A 22,675-nucleotide genomic window follows, 5' to 3' on the forward strand; every position below is an offset into this window, starting at 1 on the left:
TACAGAACTAAATCCTTTCAATAATTAATTGTCTAACTTTTTGGGGTCAGTACAACTCAACTCCTTTTTTATTTATCCTTTTTGTCTCCCATATATAATGCTTCAACTAAGAGAGGTTGCAAGACTTTTTCTTCTTTTGCAGCCATAAGTCTTTAAGAGAAATGAGCGAAACAGCTATTAAAATCATAGCAATCCCTACCAGATCAAGGACATAAAAACGCTCATTCATCAGAAAAAAGGCAAAGAAGACCGCTGAAATAGGCTCAATGGAAGCTAGAAGACTGGATTTGACAGGACCTATCAGGGAAGTCCCCTTTAAAAAGACCGTGTAGGAAAAGACGGTCCCAACTACTACGATTCCCACCAAGGCTAACAGAATATTAGGACTGAGATCCCACTGGTGCTGAGCTAGACCGCTAATGGGAAGCAAGAAAAGCCCAGCCATGGTCATCCCGATGCCAATGACCAATATACTGCCCCATTTCTTAATCAAGTCAATAGAGAGCAAGATGTAAAGCCCATGTGTAAAAGCTGAAAAGAGACCGACCAGCAAGCCTTTGGGAGTAATGGCTAACTGATTCAGCTGACCGTGGGTCGCTATCAAAAAGGTCCCTCCAATCGCTAACAGCATAGAACAAAGCTCCGATACTGTCGGCGCAACCCGATCCTTGATACAGGCATAGGCCAAAATCCCTATCGGACAGAGGTATTGCAAGACCGTCGCTGTACCTGCATTGGTTTCTCGAATGGCCTCCAAGTAGGCAAATTGGTTGAGAAACATAGCAAAGAGGGCAAAAATAAAAATAGAAAACAAGGAAGACTTGTCTTTTAAGAGCTTCAGAAAATGGTCCCGATTTGCCAGATAGGCGACACCCATCAAGGCAAGGCCTGAAAGCAGCAAGCGGAGATTGGTCAGCGCTAACGCAGAAAAACCATGCCCCAGCAGATATTGGCCGCTAGTACCAGAAAGCCCCCAAGCAATTCCAGCCGCTAACGTATAAATAGTCCCTTTCAAAACTTTTGACATCCTAAACCTCTTTCTATATCTTTGCTTATTATAGCACAAACCACAAAGAAAAATCAGCCAGTTTTGACTGATTTTCATCTCATGATTAAGCAAGGATTTATTCCGGCGATACCAAAATCTTGATCTGCGCCTTGTCCTGAGTCAGCTCGATAAAGCCTTCTTGCACAATATCCTCCAGCTTAATCTTCTTGGTCACAAGCTTGTCTGCAGAGAAATAACCCTGCTCCATCAGTTCCAGCACCTTAGGGAAAATATGCCGATAGGCGATAATACCCTTGAGCGTTTTTTCTTGAATGGCAAATTCATTAGGGTTGACGCTGGCTTCTCGCTCCCAGATAGAAACCACCATACATTCTCCGGCCTTGTGAACAGCAGCCAAAGCCTGTCCCAGCACAACCGGCACTCCAGTTACTTCATAAGATACATCTGCCCCGCCACCAGTTAAACGATGGATAGCAGCTACCACATCTTCGCCTTCTTCTGGCCGGACAATAATGGCCCCAAGCTCCTCTGCCTTGGCTTGGCGTTCTGGAGATAACTCGACACCATAAATCTTAGAGGCCCCGGCTGCCCGCAAAGCCTCAACAATCAAGAGCCCGATTGGACCCAAACCGAAGACCACCGCGGTATCCCCCGTCTTAAGAGCTGACTGACGAACTGCATAAACAGCCACAGCAGCTGGTTCTGTCAAGGCTGCCTGCTCATAGCTAAGACTATCTGGAACTTTGTGAACAATGTCTCCGTCCAAAACACAGTATTTGGCAAAACCACCGTCTGCCGCCAAACCAACAAAGTTTAGATTAGGGTCCAGATTGTAATCACCGACAAGATTATGCTTAGCCAAAATGGGCTCAACTGTCACCCGGTCGCCAACTTTGACCCGTGTCACGGCACTGCCGACCTCAACAATTTCCCCAGCAAACTCATGTCCTAAAGTTACAGGCGCTTTCTGGCCAGAATAGACATGCTCTGTTTCTGTCGGAATAAAAATCGGTCCGTCCAAGTATTCATGCAAGTCAGTTCCACAGATTCCTGTGAACTTGACAGCAATTTTAACCTGATGCGGTTTGACTTCCGGTACATCCACTTCTTCAATACGAACATCTTTAGCGCCATACCAACGCGCAGCATTCATTTTTGCCATAAACATACCTCGCTTTATAATTTGTTAGTTTTATTGTAAACCCTTTCAAAAATCTTGTCAAAAGATTAGTTACATTTTCAAAAAATAACATACAAAAAACCAGCATCAGCTGGTCTCAAATTTATTCTGCAATTCTAGCTGAGTAGAAAGGAAGAAGGAACATTAAAACAATATAAAGAATCAAGAGAATCGCACGAAGCAATCCACCAAATAGAAGAGCAACTACTAAAGTTCCCAAACAAATAGAAAAATTAGTAAAATTTGTTTCAATCAGCAAGGTCTGCCCTGATTTAACTGTCACTGGCTTGGTTTTCATAGGAGCAGATCCAGCACGGACTTCTGCTTCATTAGCTGCGATTGGAAAAACAGCCTCTTCTCCGTTTTTGATTGCGCCAACTTTCTGACCATTGATAAAGACTGGAAACTTTCCAATAATCCCTACAAAACCTGTCTCGCGTTTGATCTTAATTTCTGACATAAAGACTCCTTTGTTTTTTCTATTATTTTAACACAACTGATGGCTAAAGAAAAGATAAAAAAACCAGCCTCTTGACTGGTTTTCTACTGATTTCTAAAGTTTTTCCAACTCTTCATTCAACAGTTTTTGTGCTACTTGCGGGTTGGCTTGACCCTTAGTGGCCTTCATAAGCTGACCGATCAGGGATTTAGCAGCATTCTTATTGCCGCCTTTATAGTCATTGATGGCTTTTTCATTGTTGGCAAATACTTCTTGGATGATTGGAAGAAGCTGGGCAGGGTCTGAAATTTGAATCAGGCCTGCTTTTTGCACATACTCTTTAGCAGAGCCACCATTTTTAGCTAGATGAACAAAGACCTTCTTAGCAATCTTAGAGGAAATCGTTCCGTCTGCAATCAGAGCAATCATCTCAGTCAGGTTCTCAGGTGTCAGCTCAATCTCAGAGATGGTCTTTCCTTCGGCATTGAGATATTGAGCCACTTCTCCTTGGAGCCAGTTAGAGACAGCCTTAGCGTCACCGCCTGCTGCAAGAGCTGCTTCAAAGAAGTCTGACACAGCCTTCGTCGCTGTCAGCTGCTTGGCATCGTAGTCAGACAGACCGTAGTCGCCCACATACTTGGCACGGCGTTCTTTTGGAAAGGCTGGCAAGCTGCTGCGAACTTGCTCAATCCAAGTATCTTCAATCTCAAAGATTGGCAGATCAGGCTCTGGGAAGTAACGGTAGTCCGCTGAACCTTCCTTAACCCGCATGAGCAGGGTTTCGCCAGTCGCTTCATCATAACGACGGGTTTCCTGACGGATTTGACCACCGCTACGTAGGATTTCTGCTTGGCGTTTTTCCTCAAATGCCAGACCCTTACGGACAAAGTTGAAGGAATTAAGGTTTTTCAGCTCAGTCTTGGTACCAAATTCTTCCTGACCGTAAGGACGAATGGAAATATTGGCGTCAACACGCATGGAGCCCTCTTCCATCTTGACATCAGAAATGCCCGTGTACTGGATGATTTCCTTGAGGGCTGTCAAGTAGGCATAAGCTTCTTCTGGACTGCGCATATCTGCTTCCGATACAATCTCAATCAGTGGCACACCTTGACGGTTGAGGTCCACATAAGAGTAGCCATCGCTGCCGTGGGTATTCTTTCCGGCATCTTCTTCCAAGTGAGCCCGCTCGATACGGATTTTCTTGGTCGTGCCATCTTCTAACTCAATCTCAATCCAGCCATTGTAGCCAATCGGCTCATCAAACTGAGAAATTTGATAGGCTTTGGGATTATCTGGATAAAAGTAATTCTTGCGGTCAAAGTGCATCTTCTGGTGAATATCCATGTTCAAAGCCAGAGCAGCCTTGATACCATAGTCAATAACACCCTTGTTCATAACAGGCAAAACACCTGGGAAGGACCAGTCAATGATATTGGTGTTGGCATTTGGATCTTCACCGAAGTGAGCTGGAGCCGGAGAGAAAATTTTTGAATTGGTCTTCAATTCAACATGGACTTCCAGTCCGATAACTGTTTCAAAGTTCATTATTTTTCACCTCCAAAGATAACTGGCTGCTGTTTGTGGTAGTCAGTCGTTGCTTCAAATGCTGCGGCTGCCTGATAGATGGTCTCTTCATCAAAGTGGTTACCAATCAGTTGCAAGCCGACAGGAAGACCATCTGCAAAGCCAGCTGGGATTGAAATGCCCGGCAGGCCAGCCAGATTGACTGGAATGGTCAAGAGGTCAGCCAGATACATAGCCACTGGATCTTGGTTTTGACTGCCCAAGTCATAAGCTACAGTTGGTGCAGTTGGGCCTAAGATCAAGTCGTATTTTTCAAAAACCTTAGCAAAATCTTGCATAATCAAGGTCCGAACCTGACCAGCTTTCTTGAAATAAGCATCGTAGTAACCAGATGACAAACTGAAAGTTCCCAGCATGATGCGGCGTTTCACCTCTTCACCAAAGCCTTCGCTGCGAGACTTGACATAGACATCTTCTAGATTTTCAATGCCTTCTGCGCGGTAACCATAGCGAATACCGTCAAAACGTTGCAGGTTAGAGCTGGCTTCAGAGGAAGCAATGATATAGTAAACAGCCACGCCGTACTTGCTGTGAGGCAGGCTGACTTCTTCAACGATGGCTCCTAGACTTTCCAAGTGCTTCGCCGCTGCCAGAATCGTTTCCTTGACCTTGCTGTCAATTCCCTCACCCATGTATTCCTTAGGCAGGGCAATCTTCATTCCCTTGATGTCTTGGCCAATCTTGCTGGTAAAGTCTGGCACTGCTTCTTGTGATGATGTAGAATCCTTAGGATCATTACCAGAAATAACATTCAAAAGCTGAGCATTTTCCTTCACTGTCTGAGAGAAAGGTCCAATCTGGTCTAAAGAAGAACCAAAAGCAATGAGACCAAAACGGGAAACCCGGCCGTAGGTTGGCTTGAGACCAACTACACCATTAAAGGAAGCGGGTTGGCGAATAGAACCACCCGTATCTGAACCCAGTGATAGACGAACCTGACCAGAAGCAACAGCTGTCGCTGAACCACCAGATGACCCACCAGGAACCTTGCTGCTGTCCCAAGCATTCTTAGTCGTCTTAAAGTAAGAATTTTCGCTGGATCCACCCATGGCAAACTCATCCATGTTGGTCTTCCCAACGATAATCATATCCTTGCCGTAAAGCTTCTCCACGCTAGTCGCATCGAAAATCGGCTTGTAATTGTAGAGTATCTTGGAAGCAGCCGTCGTCAACATTCCCTTGGTTGAGATATTATCCTTGACTGCCAGCGGAATGCCGCTCATAAGATTGTCCGCATCAATGCCCTTGGCGTCTAGAGCCGCAGCCTGAGCTAAAGCCTCCTCTTCGCTGACAGTAATGAAGCTATCCACAGCTGCTTCGCGTTCTTTGATGTCCGCCAGAGTTGCCTGAGTTAGCTCTACCGCAGAAATTTCTTTCTTGACCAGCAAATCATGCAGCTCTTCAATGGTCTTGTGATTAAAAGTCATTAGGCATCTCCTCCGTCATCTAGGATGGCAGGCACTTTGATGTAGCCCCGCTCTTTTTCAGGTACATTTTGGAAAAGCTCTTCCCGGTTCCAGCCTGGCTGAGCCACATCTTCTCGCATATAGTTGATATTGGCAGCTACATTAGAAGTGAAAGGCACCCCTTCCGTGTCCACTTCATTGAGCAATTCGACCATGTCAACAATCTTGGTTAAGGTCGTCGCAAATTCAGCTGTTTCTTCTGGTGAGAAAGCCAATTTTGACAGCTTAGCAACATGACTTACTTCTTCTTGAGTAATCTTCATCTCTGATTCCTTTCATAAGATATGTGAGCTTTAGCGACTGAAAATAAGAATTTCTAGATGATATCTTTATTTCCATGCTTCAGCTCACCTTTACTTTGACAAGCTAGGGACGCTCATTTATTTGCCATCCGCTAGCTCTTTTCTTCAGCTTCTTCCTGCCATTCTTCAGGAATTCGCATCATTTCATTTTACCATATTTCAGGCTAATTCTTCAATTCCAAATGCAGTTCTTTGAGCTGTCTTTGGTCAACCAAACTCGGACTTTCCAGCATAGGATCAAAGCCAGTACCATTTTTCGGAAAAGCGATGACTTGGCGGATATTTTCTTCCCCAGCCAAAATCATAACTAAACGATCTAAGCCCAGAGCCAAACCGCCGTGTGGTGGAAAGCCGTATTCTAAGGCTTCTAGGAAGAAACCAAAGTCCCGCTCATAGTCTTCCTTACTCATGCCCAGCAGCTCAAACATAGCTTCCTGAGCCTTCCGGTCATGAATCCGGAGGCTCCCTCCGCCAATCTCATAGCCGTTTAAGACGATGTCGTAAGCGTGGCTTCGGAATTGACCAGGCTCCTGTCCCTCTTCAAAGATTCCCTGTGTGAAAGGATGGTGCATGGCTTGATAGCGGTTTTGGTCTTCATTCCACTCCAGCAGCGGCCAATCCACAACCCAAAGAAAATGAAGCAAACTCGGATCAATCAAATCCAAAGCATTTGCGACTTCTATGCGCAAATGTCCCAAAGCTTCCTGAGCCCGACGCTTCTTGGCCATGACTAGCAGGATGAGGTCTCCATCCTTGGCCTCAAAACGTGCTAGTAAATCCTGACTCTCAGCCTCAAAGGTGCTAGCCAAATCTCCAACCAACTGACCATTTTCAACCTTTAGACTAGCAAAACGACTGCAGCAAAATTCCTTCATTTCCTGATAGTAATGACTCAGTTGTTTCTTGCTAAAAGCACTAGCCGCATCTGGCACACAGATTCCCATCACTTCCTCTTGGTTATCCAGGGCTTTCTTGATGAGAAGCGATTCATTTGCTTGGCACAAATCCGTCAAACTCTTTAGCTCTAAATCAAAGCGTGTATCTGGCTTATCAGAACCAAAGCGGCTCATAGCCTCTTCATAGCTGATAGTCGGAAAATCTTCTGTTAGCTCTAAACCATGAGTTTTCTTGACAACAGACTTGAGCATAGCTTCAACCAGAGCTCGGATTTCTTCTTCGTTAGCAAAACTCAGCTCTAAGTCCACCTGAGTAAACTCTGGCTGACGATCGCCTCGCAGGTCTTCGTCACGGAAGCATCGAACAATCTGATAATAGCGCTCAAGGCCAGCTCCCATCAGCAACTGCTTGAGTATCTGTGGGCTCTGCGGCAAGGCATAGAATTGATTTTTATAGACCCGACTAGGAACTAAAAAGTCTCTAGCCCCTTCAGGAGTTGACTTGGTCAGATAAGGCGTCTCCACTTCCAAAAAGTCCAAACCGTTCAAATATTCCCGAATGGTTGAGGTGACCTGATGACGAAGTTTGAGGTTCTGTGTCATCTTCTCACGGCGCAAGTCCAGGTAGCGGTATTTCTGACGCAGGTCTTCCCCTGTATGGGCATGCTGGTCAAGCTCAAAAGGCAGGGCCTTGCTGCTAGCAATAACCTCAATCTTCTCTGCCCTCAGCTCAATCTGACCAGACTTGATGGACTTATTGACAAAACGCTCTTCCCGCTGAACCACTTGCCCCGTCACTGCAATGATATCCTCTTTGCCAATGTCTTCCAGCTTAGCAAAATCTTCAATCTCACCGCCAACGAAGACCTGAAGCAAGCCCTCGCGGTCCCGCAACTCAATAAAGGCTAGTTTGCCGTGATTGCGGATATTGGCCACCCAGCCAGTCGCGGTCATGGTCTGTCCGACTTGCTCTAAACCATAGTTTCCGATAAAAAATTTTTTCATGTTCTTTCCCTCTCAAATCAATTTGTAGCTCCGCCCTGTTGTTCAGGATATTAACAGCTCTTTCCCATTACATCAGCTTCACTTGTCCTACTGCAAAATAAAAAGCTTCCGTCTCTAAAACAGACGAAAGCCGTGGTACCACTGTTATTCGCCGCCCTAAAAAGCAGCCTCTGAGCTCGTAACGTGAGCAACGTTTGTGCTTGATCACACAAAAGATTACGAAACATGTTCTTCGGTTTTTGCTTTCTTGGTACTGCTCTCAGCTATCAGCACTCTCTGTGCAAGTCAGCAAGCCTACTCTGCTTCTCTTTTACTTTTAAATTGTATCTATTATAGTCGAACCCAGAACATTTTGCAAGTGGTTTAAGGCAAATTTGTGATTTTCCTCTGACAGAGAAGCCACAGCTGGCTCTACCACCTGAATCTGATAACCAAGATTATAGGCATCAATCGCTGTATGCAAGACGCAAATATCCGTCAAGACTCCTGTCAAAATGACCGTATCTACCTTTCTTTCTCGCAATCGAATATCTAAATCCGTGCCGGAAAAGGCAGAATAATGGCGCTTATCCATCCAAAAGACCCGAGAGTCCGCTTGATGCTTCTCATAAAAATCAGCCAAAGGACCATAAAGATTGCGACCGCTAGTCCCTTTTATGTTATGAGGCGGGAACAGCTTGCTCTCAGGGTGAAAGGCATCATTCTCATCATGGGCATCAATAGCAAAGAAGATATAATCTCCTCGCTCAAAAGCCGACTTTGTTACTTGAGCAATGGCTTCAGAAATCGCCTGAGCTGGCGCTCCTGCTGTCAACTTGCCCTCATCTGCGACAAAATCAACTGTATAATCAATAGAAATCAGTGCTTTAGCCATTAGTAGTCCCTCTTTTTAATTTCATCAAAGACATCCGGAATCAGGACTTTCAGATAAGTTCCCTTCATTCCCAGTGAGCGGCTTTCAATAATCCCAGCACTTTCCAGCTTGCGCAAGGCATTAACAATAACTGAGCGGGTAATCCCAATACGGTCAGCAATGACAGATGCTGTCAGCTGGCCTTCATTGCCATTGAGCTCGCCCAGAATAGCTGAAACAGCTCTCAGTTCTGAGTAAGACAGGGTATTGACTGCCATGGTCACTGCTGTCCGGCGGCGGATATTTTTCTCATCCTCTTCCCGCTGGAAGTTAAGCAGCTGGATACCAACCACTGTGCTGGCAATCTCAATCAAAATCAGATCATCGTCCGCAAATTCCTTGTCATTGCGCCAGATAATCAATGAACCCAGACGAATCCCTGACACATGAATAGGAGCAATGGTGGTCAGCCCATCTGGAAACTCATCCTTGGTCTCCACTGGGAAAATCGTCAGATCATGCTCAACAGGCAGATTAGCCTCCGTTTCATAGACCAGATTAGCTTCGTGAACGTATTCCTCTGGGAAATTCTTATCCTGAAAAAAAGCTTCCACTCGGTCATTATTGGTCTTGTAGCGCATGAAATAGCCTAAAAGACGGCCCTTGCTGTTGACAATGCAGGCATTGCAGTGGATAATATCAGCCAACTGACGCGTAATAGCATTGTAGGGTAGCTCTTCCTGCATCTGCTCCTCCGAGCGCTTCAAAATAGACGTAATTTTTCGTGTTTTTTCTAGTAAATTGGCCATATTTTTACCTCATATTTATTAGCTTCATTGTAACATAAAAGCAGTGAAATTTCAATAATTATCTGAAAATTTTTTATTGAAAAACAATTACATACAATTCTATAAAATAAAGAACTTTTCAAGTATATGACTTGATATATCAAGCCATATTAAACAAAAAACAGTCAAATTCTTGACTGTTTTTGATTGCTTTTGTTCTTTCTAATCAATAGAACGTTTCTTGTAGAACAATTTCATAGCCATGAGCAGAAGCATTTGGCCTGCTAGAAGAAGCCAAGAAGAGTTTTCCCCTGTCTTAGGTAAGACATGACCTGAGGTAGCCGCCTGTTTATGGCTGATAGGACTAGTATTTCCAGCAGTTCCAGTTCCAACAGTTCCAGTAGTTGAAACAGTCGTATGCTGAGTAGCTCCTGCTTGTCCAGTAAGCGGAGAGCGAGCGAAGCGCTCCTCTGTATGAGCCAAAACAGACTGGTAATAGCGAATATCTTCTTCCTTATTTTGTTCTGCATAAGTTTGAGCTAGCAAGTCGTATGTCGCCTTAGCTTGTGCTTGAACTGCAGTTAAAACTGCTACTTTTGCTTCTTGATCTGTTTGAGCTGTAAGAGCCGCTTGGTAAGCTGCCTGAGCTACAGCTAACTTGCTTTTAGCTTGTTCCAAGTTTTCTTTTGCATTTTCAAGATTTGACAATGACTCTTTAGCTGTTTGCAAGGCTACTTCAGCTGCTGTAAGAGCATTTTCAAGGTTAGTCTTTCTTTCTTTTGCTGCATTCAAAGCTGCTTCTAGCTGAGCCAACTTATCTGATTCAGTTTTTAGAGCTGCTTGAGCTGCGGCAACTGTTGCTTGAACAGCAGTCAGAGCTTCTTGAGCCTGAGTTAATTTGTCCGCTTTAGTCTTGTCATCCAAGTTTGAGTTTTGCAGAGCCGCTTGTGCTGCTGCCAAAGCTGCTTGATCAGCTGCCAACCTCTCTTGGGCTGCGGCAAGAGCTGCTTGAGCCTGAGCAGTTGCTGACTCACCTGCTTGAGCTTGCGCCTGAGCCAGTTGCTGGTTGGCTTGCTCTAAAGCTGCAACTCTCCGATTATAAGTAGACTGGGCAACTCCCTTAGATGCCAGAGCCAGTTGATTGGCCTTGAAGGAAGCGTCATAGGCAGTTTGAGCCTTAGCTACTTCCTGCGGATCTACTTTTGCTGTTGGAGCTTTGCCCGTAATAGGGCTGGCATTGAAGTTCTTTTTGCTAGCATACTTGACTTGATCTTCTGACACCATGGTGAAATGAGCCATAGTGATGTCGCCTTCCATTGAGAAATCAACTCCCAGATAGTTTTTCTGGAGACCAGTATTGAGACCAGAGATAGATGTAGCATGCAGCCATTCGTAGCCATTGAACATGAATTCAACAACGGAATCATAAACCCGTCTCTTCATTTCAGCCACACTCATCTGATTAGCATTTTCTCTCCAGATGTAGGCGTTTTCATAGTACTGGAGACCTTTGCTCTCTTGCTCAGCACTTGTGGTCATTAAACCATACTCACGCGCTACGCGGTTAATTCCTCGAGCGTCGTGATGGTATTTCTCCATCAAATCCCAGTTCCAGTTGTCTTTACGGTATTCTGTTGCTACTTTATCAGCGAAATCAATTGAAGACGGTGTCACAACTACTTCACCTGTTCCCATCTGAACACGCAGCTGGTTGATGAGTTCTGAAGCAAACTGTGAAAGTTCCTGACGAACATTCTGTGGAATATTGTTGGTATCAATCAAAGCTTTGCTATCTGTAGGATCTGCTACGTATCGATTGAGAGCCTTAGCACTGGCATTCAGTGCAGCCAGTCTATTTTGAATCTCTTTAGTTTTTTGCTCTGATAAATTCGGTGCAATTAGCTCTCTCAAGGCTGCAATGTATTCCGGAGTCATTGACACACGGTTTTTATTGCTTGAAGCTTCAGTAGTAATTTTTCCAGCTTGAGCCTTTTGCAAAGCCTGTTGAGCTTGGTTCAAGTCTGATTGTGTCTTCTCAGCTGCAGCAGTTTTGTCCTGCAAGTTCTTTTGAGAAGCATCACGAGCCGTCTTAGCCTGAGTCTGGTTGGTCTGAGCTTTTGCAACCTCAGCCTGCTTCTGACTATCAGTCTGACGGGCTGTAGCTACTTTCGCTTGCGCTTTTTCAACAGCAGACTGGTCAGCTGCCACCTTGTCTTGGGCTGCTTTCACATTCTTTTCTGCCTTAGATGTAGCTTCACTGCTTAGGTTAGCCTGAGCTTCCTTCACGTCATTTTGAGCTTTAGCAAGGCGTCCTTCTTGAGTTTTCGCTTGCTCTTGAGCTTCTTTAGTCTTGGCTGCCTGGGCATCGCGCTCAGCTTCAGCCGTCTTAGTTGCTTGGTCAGCTTTAGCCAGTTCTGACTTGTTGCTGTCCACTTGAGCTTTTTGATTGCTCTCTTCTTGCTTAGCTGTTTCAATAGCTTCCGGACCAGCTTTATCAGCTGCCTCCTGTGCCCGGTTAGCTTCAGCTTGTGCTTGCTCGACCTGACTTTGAGCCGCAGCAGTATTTGCTTGAGCTTGAGCCAAATCAGCTTTCCCTTGTGCAACATTGCTGTCGGCTTCTTGTACAAGAGCCTGAGCAGCATCTACCTGTTCTTTCGAAACAGATTCATCCTTTTGTGTGTTTTCTGCCTGTGGTTGGCTTTGACTAACGGGCGCATCAGAATAAGACTGATTATCAACTAATTGATCAGCCTGAACTCCTTCTGCGAGCACCAAAGACAATGCCGCTGCACTGACAGAAAAAGCACTAAGTGTCTTTTTCATTGTCAATATAATCTCCTCCACTTTTTCATCATTGTTAAAAACATTGACAAACACATTCTATCATGTTTGTCTTCTAGAAGGAAGACGCTAACACATTTTTTTAAGCATTTTTGGACAGATACATAAAAAATGTTGGACAAATTCCTAAAAAATGTCGGTAAAACCGCCTATAATTTTTACCAATCGACCTCAAATTCAATTTCCAGAGCATCTTAATTTTTTTATTTTTGCAATTCAAAGACAGCCATTGAACTAAAAAATATGTAAAATAGATAAGAAAAAGGCCGGAACTTTGTCCAGCCTTTTTGTAGCATCCGCTTATTAACGGCGATATTGGCGCAAGAAGCGCGTCATTTTCTCTTGGATTTGAGCTAGCTCATCTACTCGAGGCAGATAAACGATGCGGAAATGATCCGGATCCTTCCAGTTAAAGCCTCGTCCATGGACGAGAAGGACTTTTTCCTGCTTGAGGAAATTGAGCACAAACTGCTCATCATCGTCGATGCGATACATGTTACGGTCAATTTTCGGGAAAATATAGAGGCCAGCTTTAGGCTTAACAGCTGACAGCCCCGGGATGTCCTGAATAGCCTGATAGATGAAATTACGCTGTTCATAGATACGGCCACCTGGCAAAAGCAGTTCATCCACAGATTGATGACCACCAAGTGAGGTTTGAACGACTTGCTGAGCCAAGACATTGGAGCACAAGCGCATGTTGGAGAGCATGTTCAACCCTTCAATATAACCCTTAACATGATGCTTAGGCCCAGATAGCACCATCCAGCCAACCCGGAAGCCTGCAATGCGATGCGACTTAGAAAGACCATTCATGCTGACACAGAAGATATCCGGAGCTAGACTAGCCACAGGGGTGTGGACATTGCCATCCATCACCATGCGGTCATAGATTTCATCCGCAAAGATAATGAGATTGTTCTGGCGAGCAATTTCTACAATTTCCAGAAGAAGTTCCTTAGGGTAAAGTGCCCCCGTTGGATTGTTAGGGTTGATGATAATGATAGCCTTGGTATTAGATGTGATTTTTGACTTGATATCGTCAATATCTGGATACCATTCTGCCTGCTCATCACAGACATAGTGAACAGCATTCCCACCAGCCAGACTGACTGCAGCCGTCCAGAGTGGGTAGTCTGGCATCGGCACCAGCACCTCGTCCCCGTCATCAAGTAAGCCCTGCATGGACATGACAATCAGCTCGCTGACACCATTTCCCAGATAAATGTCATCAATATCTACATTAGGAAAATTCTTAAGCTGGCAATACTGCATGATAGCCTTGCGGGCTGAAAAAATTCCCTTGGAATCAGAGTAGCCCTCACTGTCACGCGCATTCATAATCAAATCATGAATGACCTCATCTGGAGCGGTAAAACCAAATTCAGCCGGATTCCCTGTATTGAGGCGGAGAATCTTTTCACCATTGGCCCGCATGCGCATAGCTTCATCCAAAACCGGACCGCGAATATCATAGGCAACATGTTCCAGCTTGCTGGACTTGTCAAATTCTTTCATTCTTATTTTTCCTCTATTCATCAGAATGTTATCATTATACCACCAGAAAAAGCGATTGACAACAAAAAAATAAGCTCACTTTTCATGTAATTAAAAAGAGAATGATAGGATACAAAACGCTATTCTTCTTCTAATTCCTCAAAGTAAAGGACTTTTTCTCAGCTTGCAATTTCCTGACAGCATTTCCATTTTATCTTTACTTTTTTTCTGAAAAGGGTTACAATAGAAACAAGAAAATAGTTGCAAATCACTCGGACGTTATGGACTGATTGATTTTTGGTCAGCCCAATCATTCTGTGAATGATGCGACGTCCTTTGCCGACCATTTTAAAGGAGGTAGCTCTATGACTCAGAAATATGAAAATATTATGGTTGCTGTGGACGGTTCTCACGAATCCGAACTAGCCTTTGAAAAGGGCGTTAACGTGGCTCTCCGAAACGGCTCTCGTCTCACCATCGCCCACGTCATTGATACCCGAGCTTTGCAAAGTGTCTCAACCTTTGATGCAGATGTCTATGAGGACTTGCAGGAAGATGCCAAAAAGCTGACAGCAGAGCTGAAAGAAAGGGCTCAAAAATCCGGTATCAAGTATGTTGACATTGTCATTGAGATGGGCAATCCCAAGACTCTATTGGCTACAGATATCCCAGAAGAGCACAAGGTAGATCTAATTATGGTCGGTGCTACCGGTCTCAATGCCTTTGAACGGCTTCTAGTCGGTTCTTCATCTGAATATATCCTGCGCCACGCCAAGGTTGACTTGCTAGTGGTCAGAGACCCAGAAAAGACTTTATAAAAACTAGAGCAGTTCAGTGACTGCTCTAGTTTTCTTCTTTCTGCTCTATGCTACGCTGGTAAGCCTGAATTTGCCGTTCCAGTTCTTCTTTGATAGCTCCTTCGGGAGCGTATTTTTCTTCCCAGTCATCTGGTTTGAGGATTTTATGGGTGACGGGGTCGAAGTGAGCCTTCCCGTCTGGGAAAATTTTGCCCATATTAGCCCGATGGACAATATCGAAAAGTTGCTCTGGATCTACTCCCATCAGGACAAAACTGCCATAAGTAAAATAAAGAGTATCAATTAAGGCATCTACCTGACCGACTAGAGAAACCTCAGCCTGACTCTTAGAGCGAACCTTGTCAGCAGCCTTGTCAAGCGCTTGATGGAGATAGGATACAGAACTGTCAAAGTCTTCCTCAGACTTACTAGCTGCTCGCAGAAACTCGACCAGCTCTTCCAGTTTGAAGCCTGCCCGATAGCGAGCGTCCTCAGGCGTCCAGGCAATCGGTTCTTCCTGAGTGCTTTCATCCATGACACTATGGAACTCTTTAACCTTATTAAAGTGATGGTCGCTGCTGGTAAAGACCTTTTCCCTAGCTAGGATACCAAAATGCTCCAGAGCCTTGTGGATCCCATCCTGACTATTGCTGGTGGTCGTGTGCTTGGCCACTTCCTTGACCGAGCTGGTTCCATTTCCCATAGCAATGGACAGACCAACTCCCGATAGCATTTCCAAGTCATTGTCAGAGTCACCGAAGGCCATGACCTGATGAATGTCAAAACCATATTCCTTGCCGACTCGGCGAATCCCCTCTAGCTTAGACGTGTCTTTATTTATAATATCGACCGCATAGGGACTGCTGCGGGTAAATTTCAAATCAGGAAAGTCCGCTTCAATCTTGCGGCTTTCTTCTGGACTGGCCAAAATCAAAGCTTGGTAAATCGGCTCCTGTATCAACTGCAGGAGATCCTTTTCATGCTGGGGCAGGGCCTTGCTGATGACTTTATTAAATCCATGACTGACCGTTCGCGCCATTCTCTTAGGGATGAAGCGGCTAGTCCACTGGGAGAACGGGCTCATGCCAAAGGACATAATCTTTGAGCCCAGCATAGCTTCAGCCGTTCCCAAGGAAATTTCTTTTCGGTGTTTCTTAGCATAGGCGATTAAATCCCGCAAACTCTGCTTGTCAATAGGACTGGCAGAAATTACCCTGCCTCTTGAAAAAATATACTGGCCATTGTAGGTCACAGCAAAGTCTAAGTCCAATTGCTCCATAAAAGGTTTAACAAAGAAAGGACCACGGCCTGTTGCCAAACCGACCAATATTCCTTGCTCCTTTAAACTCTGAATAGCCTTTTCTGTAGATTTCAAAACCGTTCGACTGTCATTGACCAGTGTCCCATCAATATCAAAAAAGACGGCCTTTACTTCCATTGATTTTCTCATTCTTTCCTTTTATGATACAATAAATTATAACACAAAAATGACATACAATCACATGAATTGCAGAAAAGAAAAGCTGGAGTAATACCTATGCAACAGGATTGAAAACTCCATGAAAACAGAATGTAAGTTTTCGGATCCGCATCATGACTACAAGGAGAAAAAGGATTTATGACAAAGAAAATCTTGGTCCTGCATACAGGAGGAACCATTTCCATGCAGGCTGACGGCTCTGGAGCTGTCGTTACCAATGCTGATAACCCTATGAACCATGTGACAGTTCCGCTTGAAGGGATTGAGACGGAAGTCATTGACTTTTTTAATATTCCCAGTCCTCATATCACGCCCCAGCACATGCTCAAACTTTACCAAAAAATCAAAGCCAGTGCTGACCAATTTGACGGAGTAGTTATTACTCATGGGACGGACACTTTAGAAGAGACGGCTTACTTTCTGGATACTATGCAGCTGCCGAAGATTCCAGTCGTTCTGACCGGAGCTATGCGCAGTTCCAATGAGCTGGGGAGCGACGGAGTCTATAACTACCTGACAGCCCTGCGGGTGGCTAGTGATGAAAAAGCCAATGATAAAGGCGTGCTTGTCGTTATGAATGACGAGGCACATGCTGCCAAGTATGTAACCAAGACCCACACGACCAATGTCAGCACCTTCCAGACACCGACTCACGGACCACTTGGCTTGATTATGAAGCAGGAAATTCTCTATTTTAAGATATCGGAGCCTCGAGTCCGCTTTGACTTAAACAGCATCTCTGGTCTGGTGCCCATCATTCCAGCTTATGCAGGTATGAAGACAGAACTTCTGGACATGCTGGATTTAGACAAGATAGACGGCCTCATCATAGAAGCATTCGGTGCTGGCAACCTCCCCAAGGAAGTGGCTGACAAACTGGCTGATATGATAGCAGACGGCCTACCAATCGCTCTGGTCTCTCGCTGCTTCAACGGAATTGCTGAGCCAGTCTATGCTTATGAAGGAGGCGGCGTTCAGCTGCACCAGGCTGGTATCTTCTTCGTCAAGGAGCTCAATGCCCAAAAAGCCAGAATCAAACTGCTCATCGCCCTGAATGCTGGACTCAAAGACCAAGAACTCCAAGATTATATGGAAGGATGAGAATAAAATCCCTATTTATTTTCTTTAAATCAAAAAGTGCTAAGTTTGCTTAGCACTTTTTTGACTCTTTCATATTCTAACACTGGGAAAACTTCATTGAATCGCCGGACTTAAAAGATAACCTCAAACAGAGACGCTAGAATTTCAAAAATATAATCACTTACCATAGGTCACCTCCATTTTCTGAGCTTGCTTAAATGTCTTCGGATAGTGGACTTTGATTGTAACTTTCATAACTTTTACCTCGCTTATCATTCATTCTTTAAGAGCAAAAACGAAACTCTTGGAGTGTTTAGCTTCAAGTTTGGTCTCTAATCTTTTTGTTCTTACTTGGATATAAGGATACAGCCCTAAACTTAAGAATCTCTTATAGATTTCTTAGGGAAAGCTTATAGTCAAAGAAATCCGGCAGCAATCCCTATCTACTATTTGAAACGAACAAGTCTTTTCAATTAAATACAAAAAAACTTCACCGATTGGGTGAAGCTTGTGATTTGTTAGGAGATTTATGATGAAAAAATTCTAAATTATTCTTATTCTTTGAGTGGCTCATACCTCACAAGTCTTCTAGTCTTCAAGCTTTGGTTACAGGATTTTAAGGGATGTTTACATTGTCATTGATCCTACCTCTTTCTTTGATTTGACAATAGTATAATCCCTCAAACTTAAAGCCTACTTATAAATATCTTGCAGGAAACTTAATTCAAAGAACCTTTAATCTAGGTAATCTCGCTTGTCCAAATGAAGAGCAATCAAGTGCCAACTAGGATCTGTCCGCCAGTTCGGATCAGCTGTAATCTGGCTGGCAACCTTTCTGGCTTCTTCTAAAATCGGATAATCTTCCACGATGTTTGCCACTTGAAACTCAGGAATACCAGACTGCCGAGTGCCAAAGATTTCTCCAGAGCCTCGCATTTTCAGATCCTCCTCAGCCAGCAGGAAACCATCAGTCGTCTCAGTCATGATTTTCATGCGGCGCTTGCCCGACTCCGTCTTAGGATTGGCAACCAAGACCGCATAAGACTGCTTGCTGCCTCGGCCGACGCGGCCTCTTAGCTGATGAAGCTGGCTGAGTCCAAAGCGGTCCGCATCCATGATGACCATCACCGTAGCATTGGGGACGTTGACTCCGACCTCAATGACCGTGGTAGAGACCAGAATATCAGTCCGTCCTTCCTTGAAGTCCTGCATAATCGCCTCTTTTTCCTCGCTCTTCATCTTGCCATGAAGCAGAGCCACTTGGGCCTGCTGACCAAAATAGGCTGTCAGTTCTTCTTCTAGGGCAATGGCATTCTTAAGATCCAGCGCCTCAGATTCCTCAATCAAGGGAGAGATAAAGTAGACCTGAGCGCCCTTGTGGAGCTCTTTTTTCAGCCAGTCGAGGACGACTCCCAGTTGCTCATGCTTGACCCAGCGAGTGATGATAGGCTTGCGTCCTGCCGGCATCTGGTCAATAATGGACACATCCATATCACCAAATGCTGTAATGGCAAGGGTTCTGGGAATAGGCGTCGCCGTCATCATGAGGACATCAGGATTGTCTCCCTTTTCCCGTAAAATCCGGCGTTGTTCCACACCAAAGCGATGCTGCTCGTCAATAATGACCAAGCCCAATGCATGGTAACGGACTCCTTCCTGAATCAGGGCATGGGTTCCGACAATCATGTCCACCTGACCGTTTTCAATCGCTGCCAAGGTTTCCCGGCGTTCTGCTGCTTTCATTCCCCCAGTAAGTAGGGCCAGCTTCAATTCTGGAAATAGCTGAGCTAGGCTGTCAAAATGCTGCTCAGCCAAAATTTCTGTTGGAACCATCAGAGCTGACTGAAAGCCAGCTGTATAAACAGCATACATAGCTAGACCAGCGACTACTGTCTTTCCGCTTCCCACATCGCCCTGCAGCAGGCGATTCATGTGGCCAGGCGATCGCAAATCCTGCAAAATCTCTGTCAGACTGCGCTCCTGAGCTGAAGTCAGCTCAAAAGGTAAGCTCTGCTTTTTCTCGGCTACAGCATCCGACCGCCAATCAATCTTCAATCCATTGCTGACAGCCTTGGTTTCTCTCTTTAAGACCTGCAGCTGCATTTGGAAATAAAAGAGTTCTTCAAATTTAACCCGCCGAAGAGCCTGCTTGTAATCAGTCAAATCCTTTGGAAAATGCATAGCCCGCACAGCCTCAACTCTGCTCACTAGCTGGTAGCGTTCCAACAGGGGCTGGGGCAGATTTTCCTCTAAGAGCAAGTCCAATCCTTGGTCAAAGGCAGTCTTAATCAGCTTGACCAGACTGGCCTGACTAATTCCCTGAGCCAGCCGATAGACAGGCTGCAAGTCGTCCTCTACCTGAGCCAGCAGTTTCATACCAGTCAGACTGGCTTTGGCTTTGTCCCACTTTCCAAAGACCGCTAAATTAGCTCCAACTTCAATCTTGTCTGCCAGATAAGGCTGGTTAAAGAAGTTAACTGCCAGAGCGACTTCCCCTTGCTTGATGGTAAAGCGCAGGCGATTGCGTTTGTAGCCATAATACTGGACATTAGCCGGAGTTACGACCTGACCAGAAACAACCGCTTTTTCTCCATCCTCCAAGTCTAGGACATTTTTACTCTTAAAATCCTCATAACGAAAAGGAAAATAAAGCAGCAAATCCTGCAAGGTCTCTAGACCCAGCTTGGCAAATTTTTCTGCTGATTTCGGTCCCACACCAGGCAGAACCGTCAAAGGTTTGTGTAAATTCATAATTCCTCTTTCAGTTCTGATACTGCTGCGGATCTAAAATCACAGACAGGGGGACCAAGCTAGAACATTATCAAATACCCCAAGCGGTTCCCTGCATTAATCTTCTTAGTCTTTATAAACCCTCGGTACACGGTCGCTAATCAGGCAAACCACCTCATAGTTAATGGTGCCACGCTTTTCTGCCACATCTGTCGCCGTAATGGTCTCCGCTCCGCTATTTCCAATCAACACAACCGGCGTGCCAAGGGGATAAGCCTGAGGCAGGCGCACTGTAATCTGGTCCATAGAAACTCGGCCGACAATAGGGCAGCGCTGACCATCAATCAAGACATCAAAGCCCTGCATATCGCGTGTCCAGCCATCCGCATAACCCAAAGGAATAGTGCCAATCCACTCTTGAGACTCGCTAGTGTAGGTGGCTCCATAGCCAACATCTGCTCCAGCCTCTACTTCCTTGACATGTACCAATTCTGAGACCAGCGACAAAGCCAGCTTGAATTCATAAGGAAGTTCTAAGACTCTTCCGCTGGGGTTGAGGCCATAAATGATGTCACCCAGCCGGACGGCATTTAGAACAGTCTCACTATGCCAGAGAGAGGTGGCAGAATTACTAGCGTGAACGAGAGGAGGAACACTGTCCAGCTCAGATAAGATCTGATGAAAACGAGCTAGCTGGGCTTCAAACTTTTGGTGCTCCGCTTCATCTGCCGTTGCAAAGTGGGTAAAAATTCCCTCCGCGACAGCCCCAGCAGCCTGCAAGCGATGGATTGCCTCCTGAGCTTCCTGACTATCTCGAAAACCAATCCGCCCCATACCAGAGTCAATCTTGATATGAAAATTCAATCCTGTTAAGTCTTTTTCCGCAGCTAAAGCTAAATCCAACCACTCCAGACTGGCTACAGTCAGAGAGATCTTTCCCTTTCTAGCCAGCGGAAGCGCAGCCAGATCTGATACTCCTAGCACCAGAATTTTTTTGCCAATGCCCGCTGAGCGCAGCTCCAAGGCTTCATCGATATTAGACACACAAAATCCATCTACGAGGGGCTCAATATGCCTAGAAACCTCAATAGCTCCATGACCATAAGCATTGGCCTTGACGACAGCCCACTTCTCTGTCGTCTGAGGCAGATGGGCACTCAGTTGTCTAATATTAAAAGCAATGGCAGCTAAATCAATCACTGCCTTGCTAGGTCTATGCAGACTAGCTTTCATCATTTTCCTCCAAAATAACGCTGGCTGTAACTAGGCCAGCAGCATGGCTGAGCGAAATCCAAACCTTGCCAGTATAGGGTGACCGGCTGAAATAAGGCGCTCCCTGACGGTCGTTTAAAATCTCCAAGTCTTGAAACCTGAGCTTACCAATGCCGGTTCCCCAAGCTTTAGAAAAAGCCTCCTTGGCAGCCCAACGACCAGCCAGAAATTCAATTTTCCGCTTACCGGATAACTCCTCAAAACGAGTAAGCTCCGCCTCCGTCAAGACTTTTTTTGCAAAGCGGGCATTTTTCAGATAGACTCGCTCAATGGCAGGCAGTTCTTCTATGTCAATTCCGTGTCCTTTTATCATATCATTCTCTGGAAAGGCGACAAAACTCAGCTGGGCCGCCAGCTGAGTTCGTCTTCACCCGACAGTTAGTCCTCTTTACAGGTCAAGACTGTCCCTTTCAATTTTCCTTATTTATCTAAAGTGTTGTAAATTTCTTCAATAAGCTGAACTGTATTGTCCCAGCCTAGGCAAGGATCGGTGATGGATTTACCAAAGACTTCCGGTTCATTTTGCCGGCCATCTTCCAGATAAGACTCAATCATAAAACCACGAACCGCTCTCTTAATCTTTTCGTTCCAATCCCGATTCAGCAAGGTCTGACGCACAATCCTAATCTGATCCAGATATTGCTTGCCAGAGTTATCGTGATTGGTATCAATGACGATGAAAGGATTCTCCAAGCCCATTTTTTCATAGTAGGAAATGGCATCCAGCATATTTTCATAGTAGAAATTTGGAATATTTTTACCATATTCATTGGTCGCCCCACGCAGAATAACGTGAGCCAAAGGATTTCCAGAGGTTTCTACTTCCTGGCCATGAAAAAGGAAAGTCTGCTTATTTTGTGCCGCATAGACAGCGTTAAACATAACCCCCAGATTGCCAGAAGTTGGATTTTTCATGCCTACCGGGGCATCAATACCTGACGCCACAAAACGGTGCTCCTGGTCTTCAACTGAGCGTGCACCCACAGCATGATAGCTGACCAAGTCGTCTACCAACACAAGATTGGACGGATAGAGCATCTCATCAGCCGTCGTCAGACCAGTCTCTGTAATGACGCGGTAGTGCAACTGACGAACTGCCTGCAAACCATTGATAAGACTAGGAGCTTTAGAAGTATCTGGCTGGTGAACCAAGCCCTTATAGCCATCCCCATTGGTCCGCGGCTTAGCAGTATAGACGCGCATGACGATAAAAATCTTATCTGCGACCTTCTTCTGCAGCTCTGACAAACGGCGGGCATACTCCAGCACAGCCTCTTCATTGTCCGATGAGCAAGGACCAATCACCAAGAGAATACGCTCGTCTTCCCCACTGAGAATCTCAGCTAGTTCTTGATCTCGCTTATTTTTATGAGCCAAGGCTTGACCAGTCAGTCTGGTTCTGGATTTAATCTGCTCAATGTCAATCTTCTGACCTTTTTCAATAAATGCCATA

18 protein-coding genes are annotated in these 22,675 nt (G+C 45.2%); 2 read left to right on the forward strand and 16 right to left on the reverse strand.

Annotation, left to right across the window (positions count from 1 at the left end; translation table 11 throughout):
• Positions 1-106 precede the first annotated feature (106 nt).
• The 11 genes from RWS24_RS00005 to RWS24_RS00055 form a co-directional block, all read right to left on the reverse strand.
• Positions 107-1,027, reverse strand: a complete 921-nt coding sequence (locus tag RWS24_RS00005) for a DMT family transporter (RefSeq protein WP_314364378.1) — start codon at positions 1,025-1,027, stop codon at positions 107-109.
• 97 nt (positions 1,028-1,124) lie between these two features.
• Positions 1,125-2,171, reverse strand: coding sequence for a 2,3-butanediol dehydrogenase (locus RWS24_RS00010; protein ID WP_295504167.1), 1,047 nt, complete (start codon positions 2,169-2,171; stop codon positions 1,125-1,127).
• 121 nt (positions 2,172-2,292) lie between these two features.
• Positions 2,293-2,649 (reverse strand): hypothetical protein, encoded by a 357-nt coding sequence (locus RWS24_RS00015; protein ID WP_314364382.1) that lies wholly within the window; start codon positions 2,647-2,649, stop codon positions 2,293-2,295.
• Between the two features lie 93 nt (positions 2,650-2,742).
• Positions 2,743-4,176, reverse strand: a complete 1,434-nt coding sequence (gene gatB / locus RWS24_RS00020; RefSeq protein ID WP_125445293.1) for an Asp-tRNA(Asn)/Glu-tRNA(Gln) amidotransferase subunit GatB — start codon at positions 4,174-4,176, stop codon at positions 2,743-2,745.
• Entirely contained in the window at positions 4,176-5,642 is a 1,467-nt protein-coding gene (gene gatA / locus RWS24_RS00025; protein WP_125336476.1) for an Asp-tRNA(Asn)/Glu-tRNA(Gln) amidotransferase subunit GatA, read from the reverse strand. Before gatA ends, gatB begins: the two co-directional genes overlap by 1 nt.
• A complete protein-coding gene (gene gatC, locus RWS24_RS00030; protein WP_002896305.1) occupies positions 5,642-5,944 on the reverse strand; it encodes an Asp-tRNA(Asn)/Glu-tRNA(Gln) amidotransferase subunit GatC in 303 nt (100 codons plus the stop codon). The genes gatA and gatC overlap by 1 nt, the downstream gene beginning before the upstream one ends.
• Positions 5,945-6,147: 203 nt before the next feature.
• Positions 6,148-7,884 carry an aspartate--tRNA ligase gene (gene aspS, locus RWS24_RS00035; RefSeq protein ID WP_002907118.1) on the reverse strand — a complete coding sequence of 579 codons (1,737 nt, stop codon included), beginning with the start codon at positions 7,882-7,884 and terminating at the stop codon, positions 6,148-6,150.
• A gap of 316 nt (positions 7,885-8,200) precedes the next feature.
• Complete coding sequence (locus tag RWS24_RS00040; protein WP_314364391.1) at positions 8,201-8,758, reverse strand: isochorismatase family cysteine hydrolase; 558 nt, start codon at positions 8,756-8,758, stop codon at positions 8,201-8,203.
• The gene (codY, locus tag RWS24_RS00045; RefSeq protein WP_295344988.1) at positions 8,758-9,546 is read right to left on the reverse strand and encodes a GTP-sensing pleiotropic transcriptional regulator CodY; all 789 of its coding nucleotides are present in this window, start codon (positions 9,544-9,546) and stop codon (positions 8,758-8,760) included. Before codY ends, RWS24_RS00040 begins: the two co-directional genes overlap by 1 nt.
• 201 nt (positions 9,547-9,747) lie before the next feature.
• Positions 9,748-12,348 (reverse strand): SEC10/PgrA surface exclusion domain-containing protein, encoded by a 2,601-nt coding sequence (locus RWS24_RS00050; RefSeq protein ID WP_399553762.1) that lies wholly within the window; start codon positions 12,346-12,348, stop codon positions 9,748-9,750.
• A gap of 321 nt (positions 12,349-12,669) precedes the next feature.
• Complete coding sequence (locus RWS24_RS00055) at positions 12,670-13,884, reverse strand: pyridoxal phosphate-dependent aminotransferase (RefSeq protein WP_072073522.1); 1,215 nt, start codon at positions 13,882-13,884, stop codon at positions 12,670-12,672.
• Positions 13,885-14,228: 344 nt separating this feature from the next.
• Between RWS24_RS00055 and RWS24_RS00060 the strand changes: the two genes are divergently transcribed.
• Complete coding sequence (locus tag RWS24_RS00060) at positions 14,229-14,681, forward strand: universal stress protein (protein ID WP_125340481.1); 453 nt, start codon at positions 14,229-14,231, stop codon at positions 14,679-14,681.
• A 25-nt stretch (positions 14,682-14,706) separates the two neighbouring features.
• Here the strand turns inward: RWS24_RS00060 and RWS24_RS00065 are convergent, their stop codons facing one another.
• Positions 14,707-16,098: a Cof-type HAD-IIB family hydrolase gene (locus tag RWS24_RS00065; protein WP_314364622.1), complete on the reverse strand. Its 1,392-nt coding sequence runs from the start codon at positions 16,096-16,098 to the stop codon at positions 14,707-14,709.
• Positions 16,099-16,278: 180 nt separating this feature from the next.
• On the opposite strand from RWS24_RS00065, the gene RWS24_RS00070 reads away from it, so the two are divergent.
• Positions 16,279-17,241, forward strand: a complete 963-nt coding sequence (locus tag RWS24_RS00070) for an asparaginase (protein WP_314364400.1) — start codon at positions 16,279-16,281, stop codon at positions 17,239-17,241.
• A gap of 714 nt (positions 17,242-17,955) precedes the next feature.
• On the opposite strand, the gene recG is transcribed toward RWS24_RS00070, so the two are convergent.
• The 4 genes from recG to RWS24_RS00090 all read right to left on the reverse strand — a co-directional run bounded on the left by recG (position 17,956) and on the right by RWS24_RS00090 (position 22,674).
• Entirely contained in the window at positions 17,956-19,971 is a 2,016-nt protein-coding gene (gene recG, locus RWS24_RS00075; protein ID WP_314364401.1) for an ATP-dependent DNA helicase RecG, read from the reverse strand.
• Between the two features lie 105 nt (positions 19,972-20,076).
• On the reverse strand, positions 20,077-21,183 hold the full coding sequence (alr, locus tag RWS24_RS00080; RefSeq protein ID WP_314364625.1) for an alanine racemase: 1,107 nt from the start codon (positions 21,181-21,183) through the stop codon (positions 20,077-20,079).
• Complete coding sequence (gene acpS, locus RWS24_RS00085) at positions 21,173-21,535, reverse strand: holo-ACP synthase (protein WP_314364403.1); 363 nt, start codon at positions 21,533-21,535, stop codon at positions 21,173-21,175. The genes alr and acpS overlap by 11 nt, the downstream gene beginning before the upstream one ends.
• Positions 21,536-21,642: 107 nt before the next feature.
• Positions 21,643-22,674 carry a 3-deoxy-7-phosphoheptulonate synthase gene (locus RWS24_RS00090; RefSeq protein WP_125330369.1) on the reverse strand — a complete coding sequence of 344 codons (1,032 nt, stop codon included), beginning with the start codon at positions 22,672-22,674 and terminating at the stop codon, positions 21,643-21,645.
• Position 22,675: the final 1 nt, after the last annotated feature.

Origin of the sequence: uncultured Streptococcus sp. (assembly GCF_963528215.1) — a bacterium.
In the GTDB taxonomy this organism is placed as follows: Bacteria; Bacillota; Bacilli; order Lactobacillales; family Streptococcaceae; genus Streptococcus.